At 68.5% G+C, this 18,432-nt stretch carries 16 protein-coding genes; 8 read left to right on the forward strand and 8 right to left on the reverse strand.

Annotation, left to right across the window (positions count from 1 at the left end):
* Positions 1 to 101 precede the first annotated feature (101 nt).
* Positions 102 to 1,073: a sigma-70 family RNA polymerase sigma factor gene (locus tag ACNJ7E_RS24990; protein ID WP_005261102.1), complete on the forward strand. Its 972-nt coding sequence runs from the start codon at positions 102 to 104 to the stop codon at positions 1,071 to 1,073.
* Between the two features lie 87 nt (positions 1,074 to 1,160).
* Here the strand turns inward: ACNJ7E_RS24990 and ACNJ7E_RS24995 are convergent, their stop codons facing one another.
* Positions 1,161 to 3,923 (reverse strand): bifunctional acetate--CoA ligase family protein/GNAT family N-acetyltransferase, encoded by a 2,763-nt coding sequence (locus tag ACNJ7E_RS24995; protein ID WP_418341205.1) that lies wholly within the window; start codon positions 3,921 to 3,923, stop codon positions 1,161 to 1,163.
* Positions 3,916 to 5,187, reverse strand: coding sequence for an acetoin utilization protein AcuC (locus ACNJ7E_RS25000; RefSeq protein WP_105414580.1), 1,272 nt, complete (start codon positions 5,185 to 5,187; stop codon positions 3,916 to 3,918). Before ACNJ7E_RS25000 ends, ACNJ7E_RS24995 begins: the two co-directional genes overlap by 8 nt.
* Before the next feature lie 134 nt (positions 5,188 to 5,321).
* On the opposite strand from ACNJ7E_RS25000, the gene ACNJ7E_RS25005 reads away from it, so the two are divergent.
* Positions 5,322 to 6,014, forward strand: a complete 693-nt coding sequence (locus ACNJ7E_RS25005; protein ID WP_005240804.1) for an iron-dependent transcriptional repressor DtxR — start codon at positions 5,322 to 5,324, stop codon at positions 6,012 to 6,014.
* Between the two features lie 3 nt (positions 6,015 to 6,017).
* Positions 6,018 to 7,010, forward strand: a complete 993-nt coding sequence (gene galE / locus ACNJ7E_RS25010) for a UDP-glucose 4-epimerase GalE (protein ID WP_005261105.1) — start codon at positions 6,018 to 6,020, stop codon at positions 7,008 to 7,010.
* 19 nt (positions 7,011 to 7,029) lie between these two features.
* Here the strand turns inward: galE and ACNJ7E_RS25015 are convergent, their stop codons facing one another.
* From ACNJ7E_RS25015 to ACNJ7E_RS25025, 3 genes are all read right to left on the reverse strand, one after another.
* Positions 7,030 to 8,169 carry a DUF4192 domain-containing protein gene (locus ACNJ7E_RS25015; protein WP_418341206.1) on the reverse strand — a complete coding sequence of 380 codons (1,140 nt, stop codon included), beginning with the start codon at positions 8,167 to 8,169 and terminating at the stop codon, positions 7,030 to 7,032.
* A gap of 159 nt (positions 8,170 to 8,328) precedes the next feature.
* Positions 8,329 to 8,994: a DUF5642 family protein gene (locus tag ACNJ7E_RS25020; protein ID WP_283353160.1), complete on the reverse strand. Its 666-nt coding sequence runs from the start codon at positions 8,992 to 8,994 to the stop codon at positions 8,329 to 8,331.
* Between the two features lie 142 nt (positions 8,995 to 9,136).
* Positions 9,137 to 9,763 (reverse strand): MBL fold metallo-hydrolase, encoded by a 627-nt coding sequence (locus ACNJ7E_RS25025; RefSeq protein WP_283331915.1) that lies wholly within the window; start codon positions 9,761 to 9,763, stop codon positions 9,137 to 9,139.
* Between the two features lie 285 nt (positions 9,764 to 10,048).
* Here ACNJ7E_RS25025 and ACNJ7E_RS25030 point away from each other — a divergent pair, with 285 nt between their 5' ends.
* From ACNJ7E_RS25030 to ACNJ7E_RS25040, 3 genes are all read left to right on the forward strand, one after another.
* A complete protein-coding gene (locus ACNJ7E_RS25030) occupies positions 10,049 to 11,017 on the forward strand; it encodes a proteasome assembly chaperone family protein (RefSeq protein WP_418341207.1) in 969 nt (322 codons plus the stop codon).
* 144 nt (positions 11,018 to 11,161) lie between these two features.
* Positions 11,162 to 12,199, forward strand: coding sequence for an alpha/beta fold hydrolase (locus ACNJ7E_RS25035; protein ID WP_418341208.1), 1,038 nt, complete (start codon positions 11,162 to 11,164; stop codon positions 12,197 to 12,199).
* Between the two features lie 40 nt (positions 12,200 to 12,239).
* The gene (locus ACNJ7E_RS25040) at positions 12,240 to 14,744 is read left to right on the forward strand and encodes a DEAD/DEAH box helicase (RefSeq protein WP_283331916.1); all 2,505 of its coding nucleotides are present in this window, start codon (positions 12,240 to 12,242) and stop codon (positions 14,742 to 14,744) included.
* Positions 14,745 to 14,747: 3 nt separating this feature from the next.
* Here ACNJ7E_RS25040 and ACNJ7E_RS25045 read toward each other — a convergent pair whose 3' ends face one another.
* Positions 14,748 to 15,152, reverse strand: a complete 405-nt coding sequence (locus ACNJ7E_RS25045; protein WP_005240786.1) for a DUF5997 family protein — start codon at positions 15,150 to 15,152, stop codon at positions 14,748 to 14,750.
* 58 nt (positions 15,153 to 15,210) lie between these two features.
* On the opposite strand from ACNJ7E_RS25045, the gene ACNJ7E_RS25050 reads away from it, so the two are divergent.
* Complete coding sequence (locus tag ACNJ7E_RS25050) at positions 15,211 to 15,960, forward strand: LysR family substrate-binding domain-containing protein (protein WP_280783300.1); 750 nt, start codon at positions 15,211 to 15,213, stop codon at positions 15,958 to 15,960.
* Between the two features lie 9 nt (positions 15,961 to 15,969).
* Here ACNJ7E_RS25050 and ACNJ7E_RS25055 read toward each other — a convergent pair whose 3' ends face one another.
* Positions 15,970 to 16,893, reverse strand: a complete 924-nt coding sequence (locus tag ACNJ7E_RS25055) for a hydrogen peroxide-inducible genes activator (RefSeq protein ID WP_418341209.1) — start codon at positions 16,891 to 16,893, stop codon at positions 15,970 to 15,972.
* Between the two features lie 111 nt (positions 16,894 to 17,004).
* On the opposite strand from ACNJ7E_RS25055, the gene ACNJ7E_RS25060 reads away from it, so the two are divergent.
* Positions 17,005 to 17,685 (forward strand): PhzF family phenazine biosynthesis protein, encoded by a 681-nt coding sequence (locus tag ACNJ7E_RS25060; protein WP_418341210.1) that lies wholly within the window; start codon positions 17,005 to 17,007, stop codon positions 17,683 to 17,685.
* Here ACNJ7E_RS25060 and ACNJ7E_RS25065 read toward each other — a convergent pair.
* Positions 17,671 to 18,387, reverse strand: coding sequence for a C40 family peptidase (locus ACNJ7E_RS25065; protein ID WP_418341211.1), 717 nt, complete (start codon positions 18,385 to 18,387; stop codon positions 17,671 to 17,673). The two genes, ACNJ7E_RS25060 and ACNJ7E_RS25065, sit on opposite strands and share 15 nt — an antisense overlap.
* Between the last annotated feature and the right edge of the window lie 45 nt (positions 18,388 to 18,432).

Consider the following 18,432-nt stretch of genomic DNA (forward strand, 5'->3'; position numbering starts at 1 on the left):
AACCTGCAGGTCACAGCCTCTTCGCAAATTACCGGCCGGGAACTTTCCCAGGCCTTCGGTGCGTTGATCCATATGAGACACCACCGATGAGGAGGCAAGTCATGACAAGCCCCAGCACCACTACTCGCATTCGCCCCAGCGCTGCCGATCTGGACGCCCAGAGCCCCGCTGCCGACCTGGTCCGGGTCTACCTGAACGGAATCGGCCGCACGGCTCTGCTGACGGCCGCAGACGAGGTAGAACTGTCCAAGCGAATCGAGGCTGGGCTGTACGCCGCGCACATCCTGGAGACCGGGAAGCGACTCTCCCCCGCCAAGAAGCGCGACCTCGCGACGGTCGTCCGTGAAGGACAGTCCGCCCGCGCGCACCTCCTCGAGGCCAACCTGCGGCTCGTCGTCTCGCTCGCGAAGCGGTACACCGGACGCGGAATGCCACTGCTGGACCTCATCCAGGAGGGCAACCTGGGTCTGATCCGCGCGATGGAGAAGTTCGACTACGCGAAGGGGTTCAAGTTCTCGACGTATGCCACCTGGTGGATTCGTCAGGCGATCACCCGCGGCATGGCCGACCAGAGCCGGACGATCCGGCTCCCAGTGCACCTCGTCGAGCAGGTCAACAAGCTGGCCCGTATCAAGCGTGAGCTGCATCAGCAGCTCGGGCGTGAGGCGACGGACGACGAGCTGGCCGAGGAGTCGGGCATCCCGGCGCACAAGATCGCGGATCTCCTCGACCACAGCCGCGACCCGGTGAGCCTCGACATGCCGGTCGGTAACGACGAGGAAGCTCCCCTGGGCGACTTCATCGAGGATTCCGAGGCCACGTCGGCGGAGAACGCCGTGATCGCGGGTCTCCTGCACAGCGACGTGCGCAGCGTGCTGGCCACCCTCGACGAGCGTGAGCAGCAGGTCATCCGCCTCCGTTACGGTCTGGACGACGGTCAGCCGCGCACTCTCGACCAGATCGGCAAGCTCTTCGGGCTCTCCCGTGAGCGTGTCCGTCAGATCGAGCGCGAAGTGATGGGCAAGCTGCGTCAGGGCGACCGCGCCGAGCGGCTGCGCTCCTACGCCAGCTGACGAGAGTCTCCCACCCGGTATCAGCGCCGGTGCCGGTCGTACGCGACCGGCACCGGCGTTGCGCTGTCTGCGGGACCGGGTGACCGGTCAGCGCAGGCGGCGGGGGCCGAGGTCGGCGACGCTGGGTTCCGGGCCGATCCGCACGCGCGAATCGGTGATCTGCGCGCCTTCGGCCGACGCGAGCACGGGTTCGCAGGCCAGTTCCCGTACCTCCGGGAGGTCGTCGGCGAGGGCGGAGATCCGCTGCACGAGGTCGACGAGAGCCGATTTGTTCACCGGTACCGCACTCCGGTAGCCGGACAGCAGCGGCGCCGCTTTCGGTGCGTCGATCAGTTCCGTTGCGGCGTCTTCGGTGAGGGGCAGCACCCGGTAGGCACGGTCGCCGAGGAGATCGGAGATCACGCCGGCAAGTCCGAACGAGATGAGCGAACCGAACGACGGGTCGTCCTGCACGCCCACCACACAGCCGATTCCCTTGGTGGCCATCCGCTGCACGTGGAGTAGCGGTTCACCGGACGCGGCGGCGAGGTCGCGGTAGGCCCAGCGCACCGAATCGGGTCCGACCAGATCGAGGCGGACTCCACCGAGGTCCGGCCGGTGTCGCCACTGCTCCCCCGTCGCCTTCACTGCGACCGGGTATCCCAATTCCTCGGCGGCCTGCACGGCCTCGTCTTCGGTGGTGGCGGAACGGAATTCCACGACGTTCACGCCGTAGCACGCGAGGAGTTGCGATGCCTCGAAGTCCGACAGCCAGCGTCCGGACGACGCCGCGAGCCAGCCGTCGATCATCGCTTTCGCCCGCTCCGGATCGATCCCGTTGGGGCGCACCACTTTCGAGGACGGCTTGCTCTTCCACGCCGAGTACCGCCACGCGCGCGCCAGCGCCAGCGCCGCGCGCTCCGGACCGGGATAGGAGGGAACCGAACCGCGTGTCGGGTGCCCGTCCTCACCCCGGACCGCCAGGACGTCGGGCACACCCTCCGCCGCGAGGAACGTCGTGAGGACGGGCTTGTCGGCTTCCCGCACCGCCTCCCGCAGCGCCTGGGCATAGGGTTCGACCGGAACGGCGACCGGCGGGACGAACACGGCAATCACCGAATCGACGTCGAAGGACGTGAGGGCCGTCCGCACGGCCGCCGCGAACTCCTCGGGACCGGCCTGCGGACCGAGGTCGACGGGGTCGCCGACCTGCAGACCCTCACTGCGCGCCGCATCCGCGGCGAGCACACCGAGCGCGGTGGAGTTTCCGACCACGGCGAGCCGGGGGCCCGCGGGCAGCGGCTGATACCCGAACAGCAGCGCACAGTCGAACAGCTGGGAGATCGACCCGACCTGCACCACACCGGCCTGCTCGAAGAGGGCACGGACGATCGAATCGTCCATCTCGCCACCGCTGGCCGCCAATGCGGGCGGGACGGCGTGCCTGCCGCTCTTGACCGCGACGATCGGCTTGTTCCGCGCCACCCGGCGCGCGATGCGCGAGAACTTGCGGGGATTGCCGAAGCTCTCCAGATACAGCAGCACCACCTCGGTGGCCGGATCCGAATCCCAGTACTGCAGGAGGTCGTTACCGGAGACGTCGGCGCGGTTGCCCGCGGAGACGAAGGCGGACAACCCGATGCGGCTCCGTGCGGCCTCGTCGAGGATGGCGATGCCGAGTGCCCCGGACTGGCAGAAGAATCCGACGTTACCGGGGCTCGGCAGCACCGGTGCGAGGGTGGCGTTCAACGAGACCTCGCTGTCGTTGTTGGCCACGCCGAGCGCGTTGGGCCCGATCAGCCGCATCCCGTGCGCGCGGGCGGCGTGGACGAGGCGACGTTCGGATTGCCGTCCGTCCATGCCGGTTTCACTGAATCCCGAAGACACGACGACGAGGGCCTTCACCCCCTTGACCAGGCAGTCGTCGAGGACGGCATTGATCGATTCAGCGGGTACAGCGACGACGGCGAGATCCACCTCGTCGGGGATGTCGCGGACCGACGGGTACGCGCGCACACCGTGGACCGAACGGTGCTCGGCGTTGACCGGATACACCGGGCCGGTGAATCCCGCCCGCAGCAGGTTGGTCAGCACGGCGTTGCCGACCTTCGCGCGGTCGGTGGACGCGCCGATCACCGCGACCGACCGTGGACTGAGCACGTTCCGCATGCTGCGCGCCTCGGCGGCCCGCTCGCGGGAATTGCGCACGGACACCATCGCTTCGGTGGGGTCGATCGCGAACTCGAGCTTGAGCACTCCGCCCTCGAAACTGCGGCTCACCTGATAGCCCGCCTCACGGAAGACCGTCACCATGTTCCGGTTCTCCGCGAGGACCTCGGCGACGAACATGGTCAGGCCGTTCTCCGCGGCCGCCGCGGCGAGATGCTCGAGCAGAATGGGCCCGAGTCCGCGGCCCTGATGCGCGTCCGCGACGACGAACGCCACCTCGGCGGACTTGCCGTCCCCCTCACCGATGAGTCGCTCGTATCGGCCGACGGCGATGATCTCGTCCCCGAGCAGCACCACGAACGCCACCCGGTCGTGGTGATCGACCGTGGTGAAGTGAACGATGTCCCGTTGCGACATGGTCGGGTAGGGGCCGAAATACCGGAGATAGCGGGTGCGTTCGGAGAGCTTCGAGTGGAACGCGACGAGTTTGTCCGCGTCCTCGGGGACGATCGGCCGCAACGCCACTGCCCCGCCGTCCGCCGCGAGCACGTCGGCGACCCAGTGCCGCGGGTAGTTGTGCGCTGCGTCGGGGGTCCCCTTCGCCTCGGTCGTGACAGCCGCCCCGGCGCTACCCGACGTCTCGGCGCCGTTCGACGCCTCGGCGCCGCCGGTGGTCTCGCTGCCGTGCGTCGGCTCAGTCACGGGGATCCTCCGGGTCGAGTCCGAGTAGGGGGAAGCAGGCGCGGCGAGTGGCGATGACGGCCGAGTCGATCCGCGTCAGGGCGCGGTCGATCGACGGGACCCCGGTTTCCGGTGTGCCACCGGGACCGTCCCAGGGCAGGTAGTCGACCTCGCCGCCGTCGCCCATCGTGTCCGGCAGGTCCACGCTGGGCGCGAGCGCGTGCGCGCGTTCCTGCCAGGCCTCGGGTACGGCACGGCCCGTGTCGATCTCGCGGTCGAGCGCCGCGGCGATGAGGTGGGTCCACGCGCGCGGGACCACCCGGACGAGGCCGTAACCGCCGCCGCCGACGGCGAGCCAGCGTCCTTCGGCGTAGCGGTCGGCGAGATCGCGCATGGCGAGGAACGCGGCCCGCTGGCCGTCGACCGTCAGCGCCAGGTCGGCCAGCGGATCTTCGCGGTGGCTGTCGACACCGCACTGGCTGATCACGATCTGTGGCCGGAACGACGCGAGGGCGCCCGGCACGACGGCGTGGAAACCGCGCAGCCACAACGCATCGACGGTCCCGGGGAGCACGGGGAGGTTGACGGCGGTGCCCTCCCCCGATCCCTCGCCGACCTCGCTCGACCATCCCGTGTTGGGCCAGAGCGTCGCCGGATGCTGGTGGAGCGAGATCGTGAGGACGCGGGGGTCGTGCGCGAACGCGTGCTGCACCCCGTCACCGTGGTGCGCGTCGACGTCGATGTAGGCGATCCGGTCGAACCCGTGGTCCAGCAGCCAGGAGATCGCAATGGCGACATCGTTGTACACACAGAAGCCGGAGGCCCAGTCGGGCATCGCGTGGTGCATGCCGCCGCCGATGCTCACGGCGCGGCGTGTGCGTCCCGCTGCGATCTCCTGCGCCGCGGCGAGGGAACCGCCCGCGAGGATCGCGCTCGCCTCGTGCATCTGGGGGAAGACCGGATTGTCCTCGGTGCCGAGCCCGTGCGGGGCTTCCGCACCGAGCACGCCCGACGTCGCCGAGTGCCCGGCCTGTTTGACTGCTTCGACGTACGCGGGAGTGTGGATCCGCAACAGATCCGCGTCCGAGGCGGCGGCGGGCCGCAACAGTTCGACGCCCTCCAGAATCCCGAGGCTGCGGGCGAGCGACATGGTCAGCTCGAGCCGGGTGGGATTCATCGGGTGGTCCGCACTCCACCGATAACTGAGATAGTCCGGACTCCACACGACTGCACGGTGCGATACCAGTGCAGCCGAATCCTCCCCGGAACTGAACGACGCGGTCATGAACTCACGCTACTGGTCCCCCGCGGAGGGTGCGAGCAGACCCCGGCACGACCGGCACCGACGCGCTGCGGGGACGGACGGCGCCGGTGGCGGGCAATCACCGGTAGAATCAACCGAGACGAAGGGGTGTGAGTGTGAAGGATCTGGTCGACACCACGGAGATGTACCTCCGGACGATCTATGACTTGGAAGAAGAGGGCGTCGTCCCACTTCGAGCACGTATTGCCGAACGACTCGAGCAGAGCGGTCCGACGGTCAGCCAGACCGTCGCCCGGATGGAGCGTGACGGTCTCCTCCTGGTCGCCGGTGACCGCCACCTGGAACTGACGGAGAAGGGCCGCGAACTCGCGGTGTCGGTGATGCGGAAGCACCGCCTCGCCGAACGACTGCTGGTCGATGTCATCGGCCTCAAATGGGAAGAGGTCCATGCGGAGGCGTGCCGGTGGGAGCACGTCATGAGCGAGGAAGTCGAGCGGCGCCTCGTAGAGGTGCTCAACAACCCCACTACCTCGCCGTACGGCAACCCGATTCCGGGGCTCGCGCTGCTCGGGCTGGACCGCCCGGTGGACGCCCCCGAGACGCTCATCCGGCTCACGGACGTGCCGCCCGGCAAGCCGACCGCTGTCGTCGTCCGGCGTCTCGCGGAGCACGTGCAGTCTGATCCGGACGTCATCGGACAGCTGCGCGAGGCGGGTGTCGTCCCGGACGCGCGCGTCACCGTCGAGACCAAGCCCGGTTCGGTCACCATCACGGTGCCCGGCCACAGCGGGTTCGATCTGTCCGAGGAGATGGCACACGCCGTCCAGGTGAAGCAGGTTCAGGGATAGTCGATGAAACTTCTGGTCACCGGCGGCGCCGGCTATGTCGGCAGCGTCTGCAGCACGGTCCTGCTCGAACGCGGGCACGAGGTCGTCATCATCGACGACCTGTCCACGGGTAACGCCGACGCGGTGCCGCTCGGTGCCGAGTTCGTCGAGGGCGACGTCGCGGAGGTGGTGTCGGACGTGCTCGGCACGAGCGGCACACCCCGCTTCGACGGCGTCCTGCACTTCGCGGCGCAGTCGCTCGTCGGCGAGTCCGTCCAGTACCCGGAGAAGTACTGGCGCGGCAACGTCGTCACCACGCTCGAACTTCTGGAGGCCATGCGGCATTCGGGGACGCGGAAACTCGTGTTCTCGTCGACAGCCGCGACGTACGGCGAGCCCGAGCACTCGCCGATCACGGAGGCCGATCCGACCCGTCCCACCAATCCGTACGGGGCGACGAAACTCGCGATCGACCATGCCATCACGTCGTATTCGGTGGCTCATTCGCTCGCGGCGACCAGCCTGCGGTACTTCAATGTCGCGGGAGCGTACAAGTCGGCCGGCGAGAACCGGGTCGTCGAAACGCATTTGATTCCTCTCGTGCTCCAGGTGGCGCTCGGTCAGCGGGAGAAGATCTCGATCTTCGGAACCGACTGGCCGACTCCGGACGGCACGGCGATCCGCGACTACATCCATGTGCTCGACCTCGCCGAGGCACACGTGCTGGCACTGGAGTCGTCGATCGAGGGCAGGCACCGCATCTACAATCTCGGCAGCGGTGCGGGTTTCAGTGTGCGCGAAGTCATCTCGGCGTGCGCGCGGGTCACCGGGCTTCCCATCGCGGTCGAGGACGCACCGCGCCGGGCAGGCGATCCCGCCGTGCTGGTGGCGTCGAGTGATCGGGCGATCGCGGAACTCGGATGGCGGCCGGAGCACACCGACCTCGACGAGATCGTCGCCGACGCCTGGGCCTACCTGCAGGAGCTGGGCGACCGGTCGCACGCGGCACGTCGGTGACGCCGGCGCGGTCCGCGATCTAGCGGGGCAGCACGACACCGCTCGCTTCGGCTCGCTCGTAACCGACGTCGGCCAGGCCCCGCACCTCGGTCGGCCGGAGACCGGAGTGCAGTGCACCGTCGAGCAGGGTGGCCAGTACGTGCCCCGGCTCCGAGTCCAGTGCGGCGGCCAGCGCGATGCCGGCGAACGGCCCGTCGCCACGAAGATAGGCGCTGTATCCGAGCAGCGCCGCCGCGTTCGCGCGTTCCGGGTCCGGGAGGTTGCGGGCGAGGAGAATCCACAGTTGCTCCGCGTCGTCGGCGTACGGGCCGACGGCCAGAGCGAGCGCGCTGTCCCGGACGGTGACATTGTCCAGTGCGAGCGCGAGTTCCGCGTACTCCGGCGCGAGGAGCCGCTCCCCGGACGACACCCGCGCGACGTGCGTCAGCACCAGTTCGAGCTCGAGACGGTGACCACGCTCCGGCGTGGCCGACCGTCCAGCCAATTCCCTTCGCAGAAGCGATGATTGACGACCACGTTCGATGAGGGCGGCGATCTGCATCCGTTCGAGCACCGGGCCCACCTCGATCGTGGCTTCCAGTTCCTCGCGCGAAGAGCGGATGGCCCTGCCCTCGACGACCCGCGCGAGCGCGACCCGCGACGACGTCGGATCGGACTGGACTCCGCACCCACCGCCGCCGAGGAGGCTGAACCATTCGCGGCCGGCGGCGATCTCCGCCGTGACGAACACGTCGAGAAGTTCGGCCGGCGTGAAGTCGAGGAGTTCCTCGAATTCCTCGACGATCGCGGACAGCTCGTCCAGGGAGATCGAGGCCGGGTCGGTGAAGCGGTCGTCGACGAGCACCAGGAGCACCCCGGTGGCCTGCTCCCTCTCGCAGACGGTGGCGAACTGACCCAATGCCGCGTACATCGGCGGGGTCGGCACGTCGCCGCCGCTGAGGACGAGGTCGTGTCTCATGACGGCTCCGACCGACGGGTTGCGCTCCCCGGACAGGCACACCGCCACGATCGACCGGGCAGGCCGGAATCCGAGCAGTGCGGGCACCGAGGCGAGAAGGTCGCCCGGGGCGGACAGCGTGACGGTGTGCTGGTGCGGGGGCGGTCCCCCGCCGGGATCGTCGGAGAATCCGGAACCGTGCGGGAATGCGGGTGTCGTCATGCACCAGACTCTGACGGGTCGACGCGACGGCGCGGGCGGGCGAACTGGGGAAACACAGAGGGCTGTGGATGGCCCGTCGGTTGTGGACAACCGGGTCGCCGCGCCGCACGGACGCGCCGAGCGACCGAGAAGTCGTCGGACCCCTGTGCTAGGGCGCGCTCAGCTGTTCTGCACCTTCTGCACCGCGGCGGTGAACAACTCGTCGAGCGCGACGGTATCGGCCTTCGCGTCGCCGAACGACATGAAGGTCGCAGACACCCGCACGTCGCCCACCTGCGCGATCAACGTGACCATCGACTGGGTGACCTTGTCGCTCCCGTTACCGGACTTGACAGTCCGCCGGAGCGCGAGGGTGTCGTCGGCCCGGACGGGAGGGGCAGGTGTGACCTCGGTGGTGACGGTGGACTCGGCCCCACTGTCCGTCACGGTGACCTCACCGCACTTCTTCGTCTGCGCCGCCAGTTCGTCGAGGAGCGTATCGGTTCTGGTGAGCTCGACCGAGATCGTCGAACGGCTCGCGTTGTCCGTGCCCACCGCCATGACGGTGCCGGTCGGTCCGTAGTCCTGCGCGGGCGGCGCGCAGTCCGCGGGGTCGACCACCGCGCCTTGCGGTACGCCCGTCAGGTCGGGTGCCGCCATCGACACGGCCTGGGCGGGCAGCACGATCGCCTCGTATCGGGCCGGGAAGTCGGCCGGATCCACCAGAAGCTTCGACAGTCCCTTGCCCGACGGCGACCCCGCCGCGATCGTCGTGCTCGGCTGCGCGTCACCGGAGACCGTCGAGGAACATCCGGAGAGAATCGTCACCGCGGCCAGCGAGACCACCGGGACAACCATGGCCGTCCGTACCGCTGTGCGCCGAGACCTCACCGTCGACCTCCCGTGTCGGATGTGTGGTGCTCCCACCCCGGGGAGCCTTTTCCGCCACTCTGCCACGCCGGCGCGCCGACAGCGGGGAGGCTGCGGCTCAGCTGCCGCGGGCGATCCACTCCTCCAGGTGCGGGGATTCGGTCCCGATGGTGGTTCCGTCGCCGTGCCCGGTGCGGACCGTCGTCGACGGCGGCAACGCGAACAAACGGTCGCGGATGGACCCGATGATCGTCGGGAAGTCCGAGTAGGAGCGCCCGGTGGCTCCCGGACCGCCCGAGAACAGGGTGTCGCCACTGAACAACTCCCCCGCCTCCGGCAGAAACAGGCAGCAGGAGCCGGGCGAGTGGCCGGGCGTGTGGAGCACGCGGACGTCGGTCCCGGCCACGGCGATCTGCTGCCCGTCCTCGATCGGCGTGTAGGCGACGGCGGGGTGAGTCTGCCGCCACAACACGTCGTCGGCAGCATGGAGGTAGATCGGGGCGTCCAGCGCCGTAGACAGTTCGGGCGCCACGGTGACGTGGTCGTTGTGGCCGTGTGTGCAGACGATGGCCCTCACGTGCCTGCCGCCGACAGCCTCGACGATCGGGGCGGCGGTGTGGGCGGCGTCGATCACCACCACCTCGGTGTCGTCGCCGACGATCCACACATTGTTGTCGACGTCCCAGGTGCCCCCGTCGAGACTGAAGGTGCCGGAGGTGACCACCCGGTCGATGCGCACGCTCACGACGCGACCGTCGATCGTCGAACCCGGTCCGCATATCTTCGTACCCGTGCCGACATCGCGCACCTCCAGGATCTCGTCCGTCTGGGACCGTGCCGTTCCTCACATTGCCACAGACCGTGCGCGGGATCTCGCTGTGGGCGAACACCGGAACGCCGCAGACGGGAATTATCGGTCGCCCACGCCGTGTTCCCCCAGAGCAGGACCTCCGAGAGCAAAGTCCGACGTATCGATGCCGGAGACGATAGGGGACACTGGAGGCCAGGCACGAAGGAGAAGAGGTCTGTAATGGACGAACAGTCGAAGATGTACGAGCTGGAGTTCCCGGCACCGCAGCTGTCCTCCGCGGACGGCCAGGGACCTGTACTGATCCACGGACTCGAGGGCTTCTCCGACGCAGGCCACGCCGTCAAACTCGCCACGACGCATCTCCGGGAGAGCCTGGAGAGCGAGCTGGTCGCCTCCTTCGCGGTCGACGAACTCGTCGATTACCGCTCACGGCGGCCCACCATGACGTTCAAGGCCGATCACTTCTCGGACTACGACCAGCCCGAGCTGAACCTGTATGCGCTGAAGGACACGGCGGGCACCCCGTTCTTGCTGCTGGCCGGCATGGAGCCCGACCTGCGCTGGGAGCGGTTCACCACGGCGGTCCGCCTGCTGGCCGAGCAGCTCGGTGTGCGCCGGACCGTGGGCATCAATGCCATTCCGATGGCCATCCCGCACACCCGCCCGCTCGGGGTGACCGCGCATTCCACCAACAAAGACCTGATCAAGGATCACCAGCGCTGGTCCGGCGAACTGCAGGTTCCCGGCAGCGCGTCCTCGCTGATCGAGTTGCGGATGGCGCAGCACGGGCACGAGTCGGTCGGGTTCTCGGTTCACGTCCCCCATTACCTGGCTCAGACGGACTATCCGGGCGCCGCCGAGACCCTCCTCGAGAATGTGAGTGACGTCACCGACCTGGACCTGCCGCTGGCCGCGCTCGGCGAGGCCGCCGCACGCGTCCGCGAACAGGTCGACGAGCACATCGCGGGTAACGAGGAGGTACAAACCGTCGTCCACGCCCTGGAACGCCAGTACGATGCGTACGTAACGGCTCAAGAACAGCAGTCCACGCTCCTGGCCAGCGAAGAAGACCTGCCGAGTGGTGACGAACTCGGTGCAGAATTCGAGCGTTTCCTCGCCGAACAGGCCCTGCAGGACGGCGAGGGCGGCGACTCCGACGAGGAGGGGGGATCACCGAACGGGGCGTGACCGAGGAGCTGTTGTGCGGTCGCCACGAGGACACTGTGCGACCGCACGGTCCAGTTGTTCGGCCGAGAGCGGTGCAATAGCGTCGAGATGAAGCGGATGATTGAGCTGTCAACATTCGGGAGTGCACCTAGTTCAGGAGGCGACATGAGCGACACTCGCATTCGTAAGCTCAGGCCCGTTCCGAACGCCGAAACCCGCATGATGTTCCGCACGATCCACGGCTACCGCCGCGCGTTCCGCATGGCAGGCGCGGGTCCCGCACTTCTGCTGATCCACGGCATCGGCGACAACTCGTCCACCTGGACCGAGATCATCCCGCACCTCGCCAAGAACTACACCGTCATCGCCCCCGATCTGCTGGGCCACGGACGCTCCGACAAGCCGCGGGCCGATTACTCGGTCGCGGCGTACGCCAACGGCATGCGCGACCTGCTCTCCACCCTGGGCATCGACAAGGTCACCGTCGTCGGCCACTCCCTCGGCGGCGGTGTCGCGATGCAGTTCTCCTACCAATTCCCGCAGATGGTCGACCGGCTCGTCCTGGTCTCGGCCGGCGGCGTCACCAAGGACGTTCACCCGCTGCTCCGGCTCGCGTCGGTTCCGGTGGTCAACGAGGCGCTGAAACTGCTGCGCATTCCCGGCGCCATGCCCACCGTGCGTCTGGTGGGCAACGTGTTGAGCCAGCTGAACGGAACGCGGTTGCGTCCCGGTGCGATGCTGCACGACACACCCGACCTGGTACGGGTGCTCGCGGAGCTGTACGACCCCACCGCCTACGAGGCGTATCTGCGCACCCTGCGCGCGGTCGTCGACTGGCGCGGCCAGGTCGTCACCATGCTCGACCGATGTTATCTGACCGAGAACCTCCCGGTGCAGCTCATCTGGGGCGATCAGGACGCCGTCATCCCGGTGAGCCACGCCCACCTCGCACACGCGGCGATGCCCGGATCACACCTCGAGATCTTCCGCGGCGCAGGCCATTTCCCGTTCCGCGACGACCCGATGCGGTTCCTGCGCACCATCGAGAAGTTCCTGTCCGTCACTCATCCCCTGCAGTTCGACGAAGCGAAGTGGCGGCAGATGCTCGTCACCGGCGTCGGTGAGAGCACCATCACCGGCAGCGCGTCCACCCGGATGGCGGTTCTGGACGCGATGGGATCGGACGAACGCAGCGCAACGTAGGCCCGGCAGCGGCGCACCGCGTTCCGGCTAGCCTGTAGCAGTGCTTCTCTCCGACCTGCTCCCCGAGAACGCGGATTCCGATTCCGTTTTCGACGCCTTCACCTCCTGGACCGAAGAACGGGGTCTGACGCTCTACCCCGCCCAGGAAGAATCCGTGATGGAGCTGGTGTCCGGGGCCAACGTGATCCTGGCGACGCCCACCGGATCCGGCAAGTCGATGGTGGCGGTCGGCGCCCACTTCTACGCCATGGCCACCGGCAAGCGCACCTTCTACACGGCCCCGATCAAAGCCCTTGTCAGCGAAAAGTTCTTCGCTCTGTGCGAGGTATTCGGCGCGGAGAACGTCGGCATGATGACCGGCGACGCCGCCGTCAACTCACGGGCGCCGATCATCTGCGCGACCGCCGAGATCGTCGCGAACCTCGCACTGCGCGAGGGCCCCGACTCCGACATCGGTCAGGTCGTGATGGACGAGTTCCACTTCTACTCCGAGCCCGACCGGGGCTGGGCGTGGCAGGTCCCCCTGGTCGAACTCCCCCACGCCCAGTTTCTGCTCATGTCGGCCACCCTCGGTGAGGTCGACTTCTTCTCGTCCGACCTCACCCGCCGGACCGGCCGGCCCACCACCGTGGTGGCGGGCACCGAGCGTCCCGTCCCCCTCATGTTCTCGTACGCCACGACACCCGTGAGCGAGACGATCGAGGAACTGGTGACCACCAATCAGGCCCCGGTCTACGTGGTCCACTTCACCCAGGCCGCCGCCCTGGAACGCGCGCAAGCCCTGACCAGCGTCAACTTTTGTTCGCGCGAGGAGAAGGACGCCATCGCCGAAGCGCTCGGCGGCTTCCGGTTCACCACCGGATTCGGCAAGACCCTCTCGCGCCTCGTCCGGCACGGTATCGGCGTCCACCACGCGGGCATGCTGCCGAAGTACCGCCGCCTCATCGAGAAGCTGGCGCAGGACGGTCTGCTGAAGGTCATCTGCGGCACCGACACCCTCGGTGTAGGAATCAACGTGCCCATCCGCACCGTGCTCCTCACCGGGCTGACCAAGTTCGACGGCACCCGCACGCGGCACCTCCGTGCCCGCGAGTTCCACCAGATCGCGGGACGCGCGGGACGCGCCGGCTACGACACGCTGGGCACCGTGGTCGTGCAGGCCCCCGAACACGAGGTCGAGAATCTGCGTGCACTCGCCAAGGCGGGCGACGACCCGAAGAAGCGCCGGAAGGTGCAGCGCAAGAAGGCGCCGGACGGCTTCGTGTCGTGGAGCGAGGCCACGTTCGATCGCCTCGTCGCCGCGTCACCCGAACCGCTCGTCTCCCGGTTCTCCGTGTCGAACTCCATGCTGCTCAACGTGATCGCGCGACCGGGCAACTGCTTCGAATCCATGCGGCACCTCCTCGAGGACAACCACGAGTCGCGGCCCGCACAGCGCAAGCACATCCTCAAGGCGTTGTCGTTGTACCGCGGGCTGATCGACGCCGGGGTGGTGCAGAGACTCGACGAACCCGACGCCGACGGCCGCATGGCCCGGCTGACGATGGAACTCCAGCGGGACTTCGCGCTCAATCAGCCACTGTCCCCGTTCGCCCTGGCCGCCCTCGAACTCCTCGACGTCGAATCCGATTCCTATGCACTGGATGTGGTGTCGGTGATCGAGTCGACCCTCGACGACCCGCGGCAGGTCCTCATGGCGCAGCAGCACTTCGCCCGCGGTGAGGCGGTCGCGCAGATGAAGGCCGACGGGATCGAGTACGAGGAACGTATGGAACTGCTCGAGGAGGTCACCTGGCCCAAGCCTCTCGCAGACCTGCTGTTCCCGGCGTTCGAGATGTATCGCGGTGGGCACCCGTGGATCACGGAGTTCGCGCTGTCGCCCAAGTCGGTCGTGCGCGACATGGTCGAGCGGGCGATGACGTTCGCCGAAATGGTCAGCCACTACGGTCTGGCCCGTTCGGAGGGGCTCGTACTGCGGTATCTCGCGGACGCGTATCGAGCCCTGCGCCAGACCGTTCCGACCGAGGCCCGGACGGAGGAGCTGGACGACCTCATCGAGTGGCTGGGCGAGCTGATCCGCCAGGTCGATTCCAGCCTGCTCGACGAATGGGAATCCCTCACCGACCCCGGCGCCGAGGGAGACGACCAGCAGGTCGCGTTCGGCGCCGATGTGCCGCGCCCGATCTCGGCGAATACGCGAGCATTCCGGGTGATGGTGCGCAACGCCATGTTCCGGCGTATCGAACTCGCGTCGCGGCGGCGGTGGGCCGAACTGGAGGGACTCGACGACGGCATCGACGCCGACGAGTGGGAGGACCAGCTCCAGCCGTACTTCGACGAATACGACTCCCTCGGCACCGGCCCCTCGGCACGCGGCCCCCAGCTGTTCCAGGTGGAGACCGCGCCCGAGCTGTGGCGGGTGCGGCAGGTCCTCGAGGACCCGCAGGGCGATCACGGGTGGGCGTTGACGGCGGTCGTCGACCTTCCCGAGTCCGACGCGGCCGGCGAAGTGATCTTCGACGAGCTCAGCATCGTCGAGGGGTAGCGGTCAGGAACGCGGCCTGCGGGGCTGATCCCGCCGCGCCGCGTTCTTCTCCTTGATGCGGACGGTCTCCTTGCGGACCTCGGCCTGGGTGGCGCGTTCCTGCTGCAGCCATTCGGGACGATCCGCCATGAGCGCGTCGATCTGCTCGGTGGTGAGCGCCTCGGTGACGCCGCCCCGGGCGAGGCCCGCGATGGACACCCCCAGCTTCGCCGCGACCACCGGCCGCGGGTGCGGGCCGTTGCGGCGCAGCTCGAGCAGCCACTCCGGCGGATCGCTCTGCAGTGCACTCAGCTCGTCGCGGGAGACGAGACCCTCCTGGAACTCCGCGGGGGTGGCCTCGAGGTACACACCCAGCTTCTTCGCCGCGGTGGCGGGCTTCATAGTCTGGGGGCTCTTGTGCGACGTCATGGTGTCAAGAGTAACGAGCGTGTGCGGTGCCGTTGACCAAGGCCGGTAGCCTGACGGGGTGACAGACGCGGATGCATCCCCTTCGTTCCGGCTCGCGTATGTCCCGGGCGTGACCCCCACCAAGTGGGTGCGGATCTGGAACGAACGGCTGCCCGACGTCCCGCTCACCCTCGTCCCGGTGGCGGCCGCGGACGCACCCGACCAGTTGCGCGGCGGCGGCGCGGACGTGGGCCTGGTGCGGCTGCCGATCGACCGGACCGGTCTCAGCGCCATCCCCCTGTATACCGAGATCCCCGTGGTCGTGGCACCGAAGGACCACGTGGTGGCGGCGGTGGACGAGGTGTCGATCGCGGATCTGGCCGACGAGATCGTGCTGCACCCGCTCGATGACATCCTCGTCTGGGACAGCGTGCCGGGACTGCCCGCCCAGGACCGCCCGGCCACGACGGCCGACGCGATCGAACTGGTCGCCGCCGGGATCGGGCTGCTCATCGTCCCGCAGTCGCTCGCCCGGCTCCACCACCGCAAGGACCTCGTCTACCGGACGGTGTCGGACGGCCCGGAGTCACGGATCGCGCTGTCGTGGCCCGAGGACGAGACCACCGAACTGGTGGAGGAGTTCATCGGCATCGTCCGGGGCCGGACCGTCAACAGCTCCCGGGGTCGCACCCCGACGCCGGCTCAGCCGAAGAAGAAGCGTCCTGCCGCGGCGACGGCACGCCAGAAACCGGCCGCGGGTGCCAGGACGTCCCGGTCGAGCTCCGGAACGAAGGGCGGCAAGAAGGGCAAACCGCGACGACGGTCGTAGCTCCGACCGTCAGGCGGGCGCGGCGACCGACGCCGTCTTCGTGAGCAGGGCGGCGAGTTGCCCGTAGCCGTCCGCACGGGCACTGGACGAGCGGAACACGAGGCCGATCGTGCGGCCGGGCGCCGGAGCCGCGAAGCGGGCGGTCGCGAGCGGTCCCCGTCCGGTCTCCACCTGAACGGCGGATTCCGGCACCAGGGTCACGCCGAGTCCGCCGGCGACGCACTGCACCACCGTCGACAGCGACGTGGCGCGGGTGTCGCCCGCCACCGGGTGCGCGTCGACCGAGCGGCACAGATCGAGGGTCTGATCGCGTAGGCAGTGCCCCTCGTCGAGCAGCAGGAGGGGAAGCGCGTCCAGCATCTGCGGCGAGACGTCGGTGCGGCCCGCCAGCGTGTGCCCCTCCGGGACGACCATCACGAAATCTTCTGTGTACAAGGGAATGTCGACGAGACCGCTGACACCACTCGGCAACGCCAGCACCGCGACGTCGAGCGCACCCACACGCAACGCCTCCAGGAGTCGCGCCGTCTGGTCCTCGATGACCTGAGGCTCGAGGGCGGGCATCTCCTCGCGCAGCGCCGGCAACAGGGCAGGCAGCACGTACGGGGCCACGGTGGGGATCAGCCCGATACGCAGCGGTCCGGCCAACCGGTCGCCGACACCCGCGGCCGTCGCGACGAAACCGTCCGCGGCCTCGAGGATGACCTTGGCCTGACCGAGGAGCCGCTCCCCCGCCGTGGTGACGAGAACGCGTCGGGTGCTGCGCTCGATGAGCTGCACCCCGAGCCCGTTCTCCAGGGCGGCGAGCGACTGCGAAAGTGTGGGTTGACTCACACTCAAACGCGCTGCCGCCGTACCGAAATGGCGGTACTCCGCGACTGCCACGAACGCACGCAGCTGCGACAGCGTGGGTTGATAACTCTGATCAGCCATACCTATCAGTCTAGCGTCGTCCATCGCCCCTGCCTCTTGACCCGGGGCAGGTGGCGAACTCTCCCACCGTCGAGGCACTTCCTCGAGGTCGACGAGCGATAAGGTGCGTCAATGCCCATCCACGTAGACGTCGTCCGGGTGTTCACCGACGACAAAGGACGCCACGGCAATCCGCTCGGCATCATCGACTCCTCGGCCGTCCCGCCCGAGGACCGGCAGTCGGTCGCCGCCGCACTCGGATACAGCGAGACGATCTTCGTCGACGTGCCCGGACCCGGCGACGAGCACGCGCGCGCCCAGATCTTCACCCCCACCACCGAACTGCCCTTCGCCGGACACCCCACGGTCGGACTGTCCTGGTGGCTGCACGAGCGCGGCGCCGCGGTCACCACACTCGACGTGCCCGCGGGCCCGGTCGCCACCCGCCGTTCCGGCGCCTTCACCTGGGTGCGGGCCCGGCCGGAGTGGGCGCCCGAGTTCTCGCTGTACCCCATGAACAGCGTGCGCGAGGTTCAGTCTGCGGACCCGAAGAAGTTCGGTGCCGGACACCACTATCTGTGGGCCTGGACGGACAAGGTCGAGCACTCGATCCGGTCACGAATGTTCGCCCCGGACATGGGCATCACCGAGGACGAGGCCACCGGAGCCGCGGCCGTCCGGATCACAGCGCACCTCCGGCACGCCCTCCTGATCACCCAGGGCAAGGGATCCGAACTGCGCACCACCTACGATCCCGCGGGCTGGATCGAGGTCGGCGGACGAGTCCACCCTGAGAAGTCACGCACCCTCTGACGACGGCCGCCGACCTCGCCCAGCGGTGAGGTCGGCTTCGCTCAGAGTCACCTCGATCTCCCGGCCCAGCGTCACCCCGGGAGCGAGGGGAAGCCTGTCGCCGCTCCAGAACTTGCCGGGGTCGTACCAGTTGGTGCGCCTGCGCCCACTGATCAGCCCCATCTCCTCGTACGTCTGCGCAACCACCTCGGCGCAATAGGCACTTTCGAGGCCGCCCGATCTCTCCTGCCGGCGCCCCGTCCCGGGCAGGCGACCGCCGAACCACCGTGACGCGAGTTTCGCGGTGGACGGGAACGGGGTTCCGTCGAGCCGTGCGATCGTCCGCAGCAACGCATCCTCCTGCTGCGGCGTCGCGGGTTCGGCGAGCTGACGCAGCCATCCCCGCTGCCCGTACCGCGCACCCCACACCTGGACCGCGGCGCGCAGGTCGTGGAGTTGCACACCGCGCTGAAAGCGTCCCGTCCACATGTCCTGCAGCGAATGTCCGAGCTCGGCGTGCCACATCAGCGGCGGCAGGTCCTCGAGGACCACCGACATCCCGACGTGGTTGACCGGACTGTTCGTCAGCGTCTGAATGGCCCTGTCGGCCGGAGACTCTCCGCGGAAGATCCAGATGTCGCCGGTGCGGGTGACCTCGACCGCGGTGTCGAGGTCGATGGTGGAGCCGTGTCGTCGTGCGTCCGTGTGCCGTGGCGCGTCCATGGGCCCTAGCCTAGAAGGATGCGACCCCGTGGCAGGCAATGGTGG

The organism is Rhodococcus mengyinensis, assembly GCF_048381435.1.
In the GTDB taxonomy this organism is placed as follows: Bacteria; Actinomycetota; Actinomycetes; order Mycobacteriales; family Mycobacteriaceae; genus Rhodococcus_F; species Rhodococcus_F opacus_D.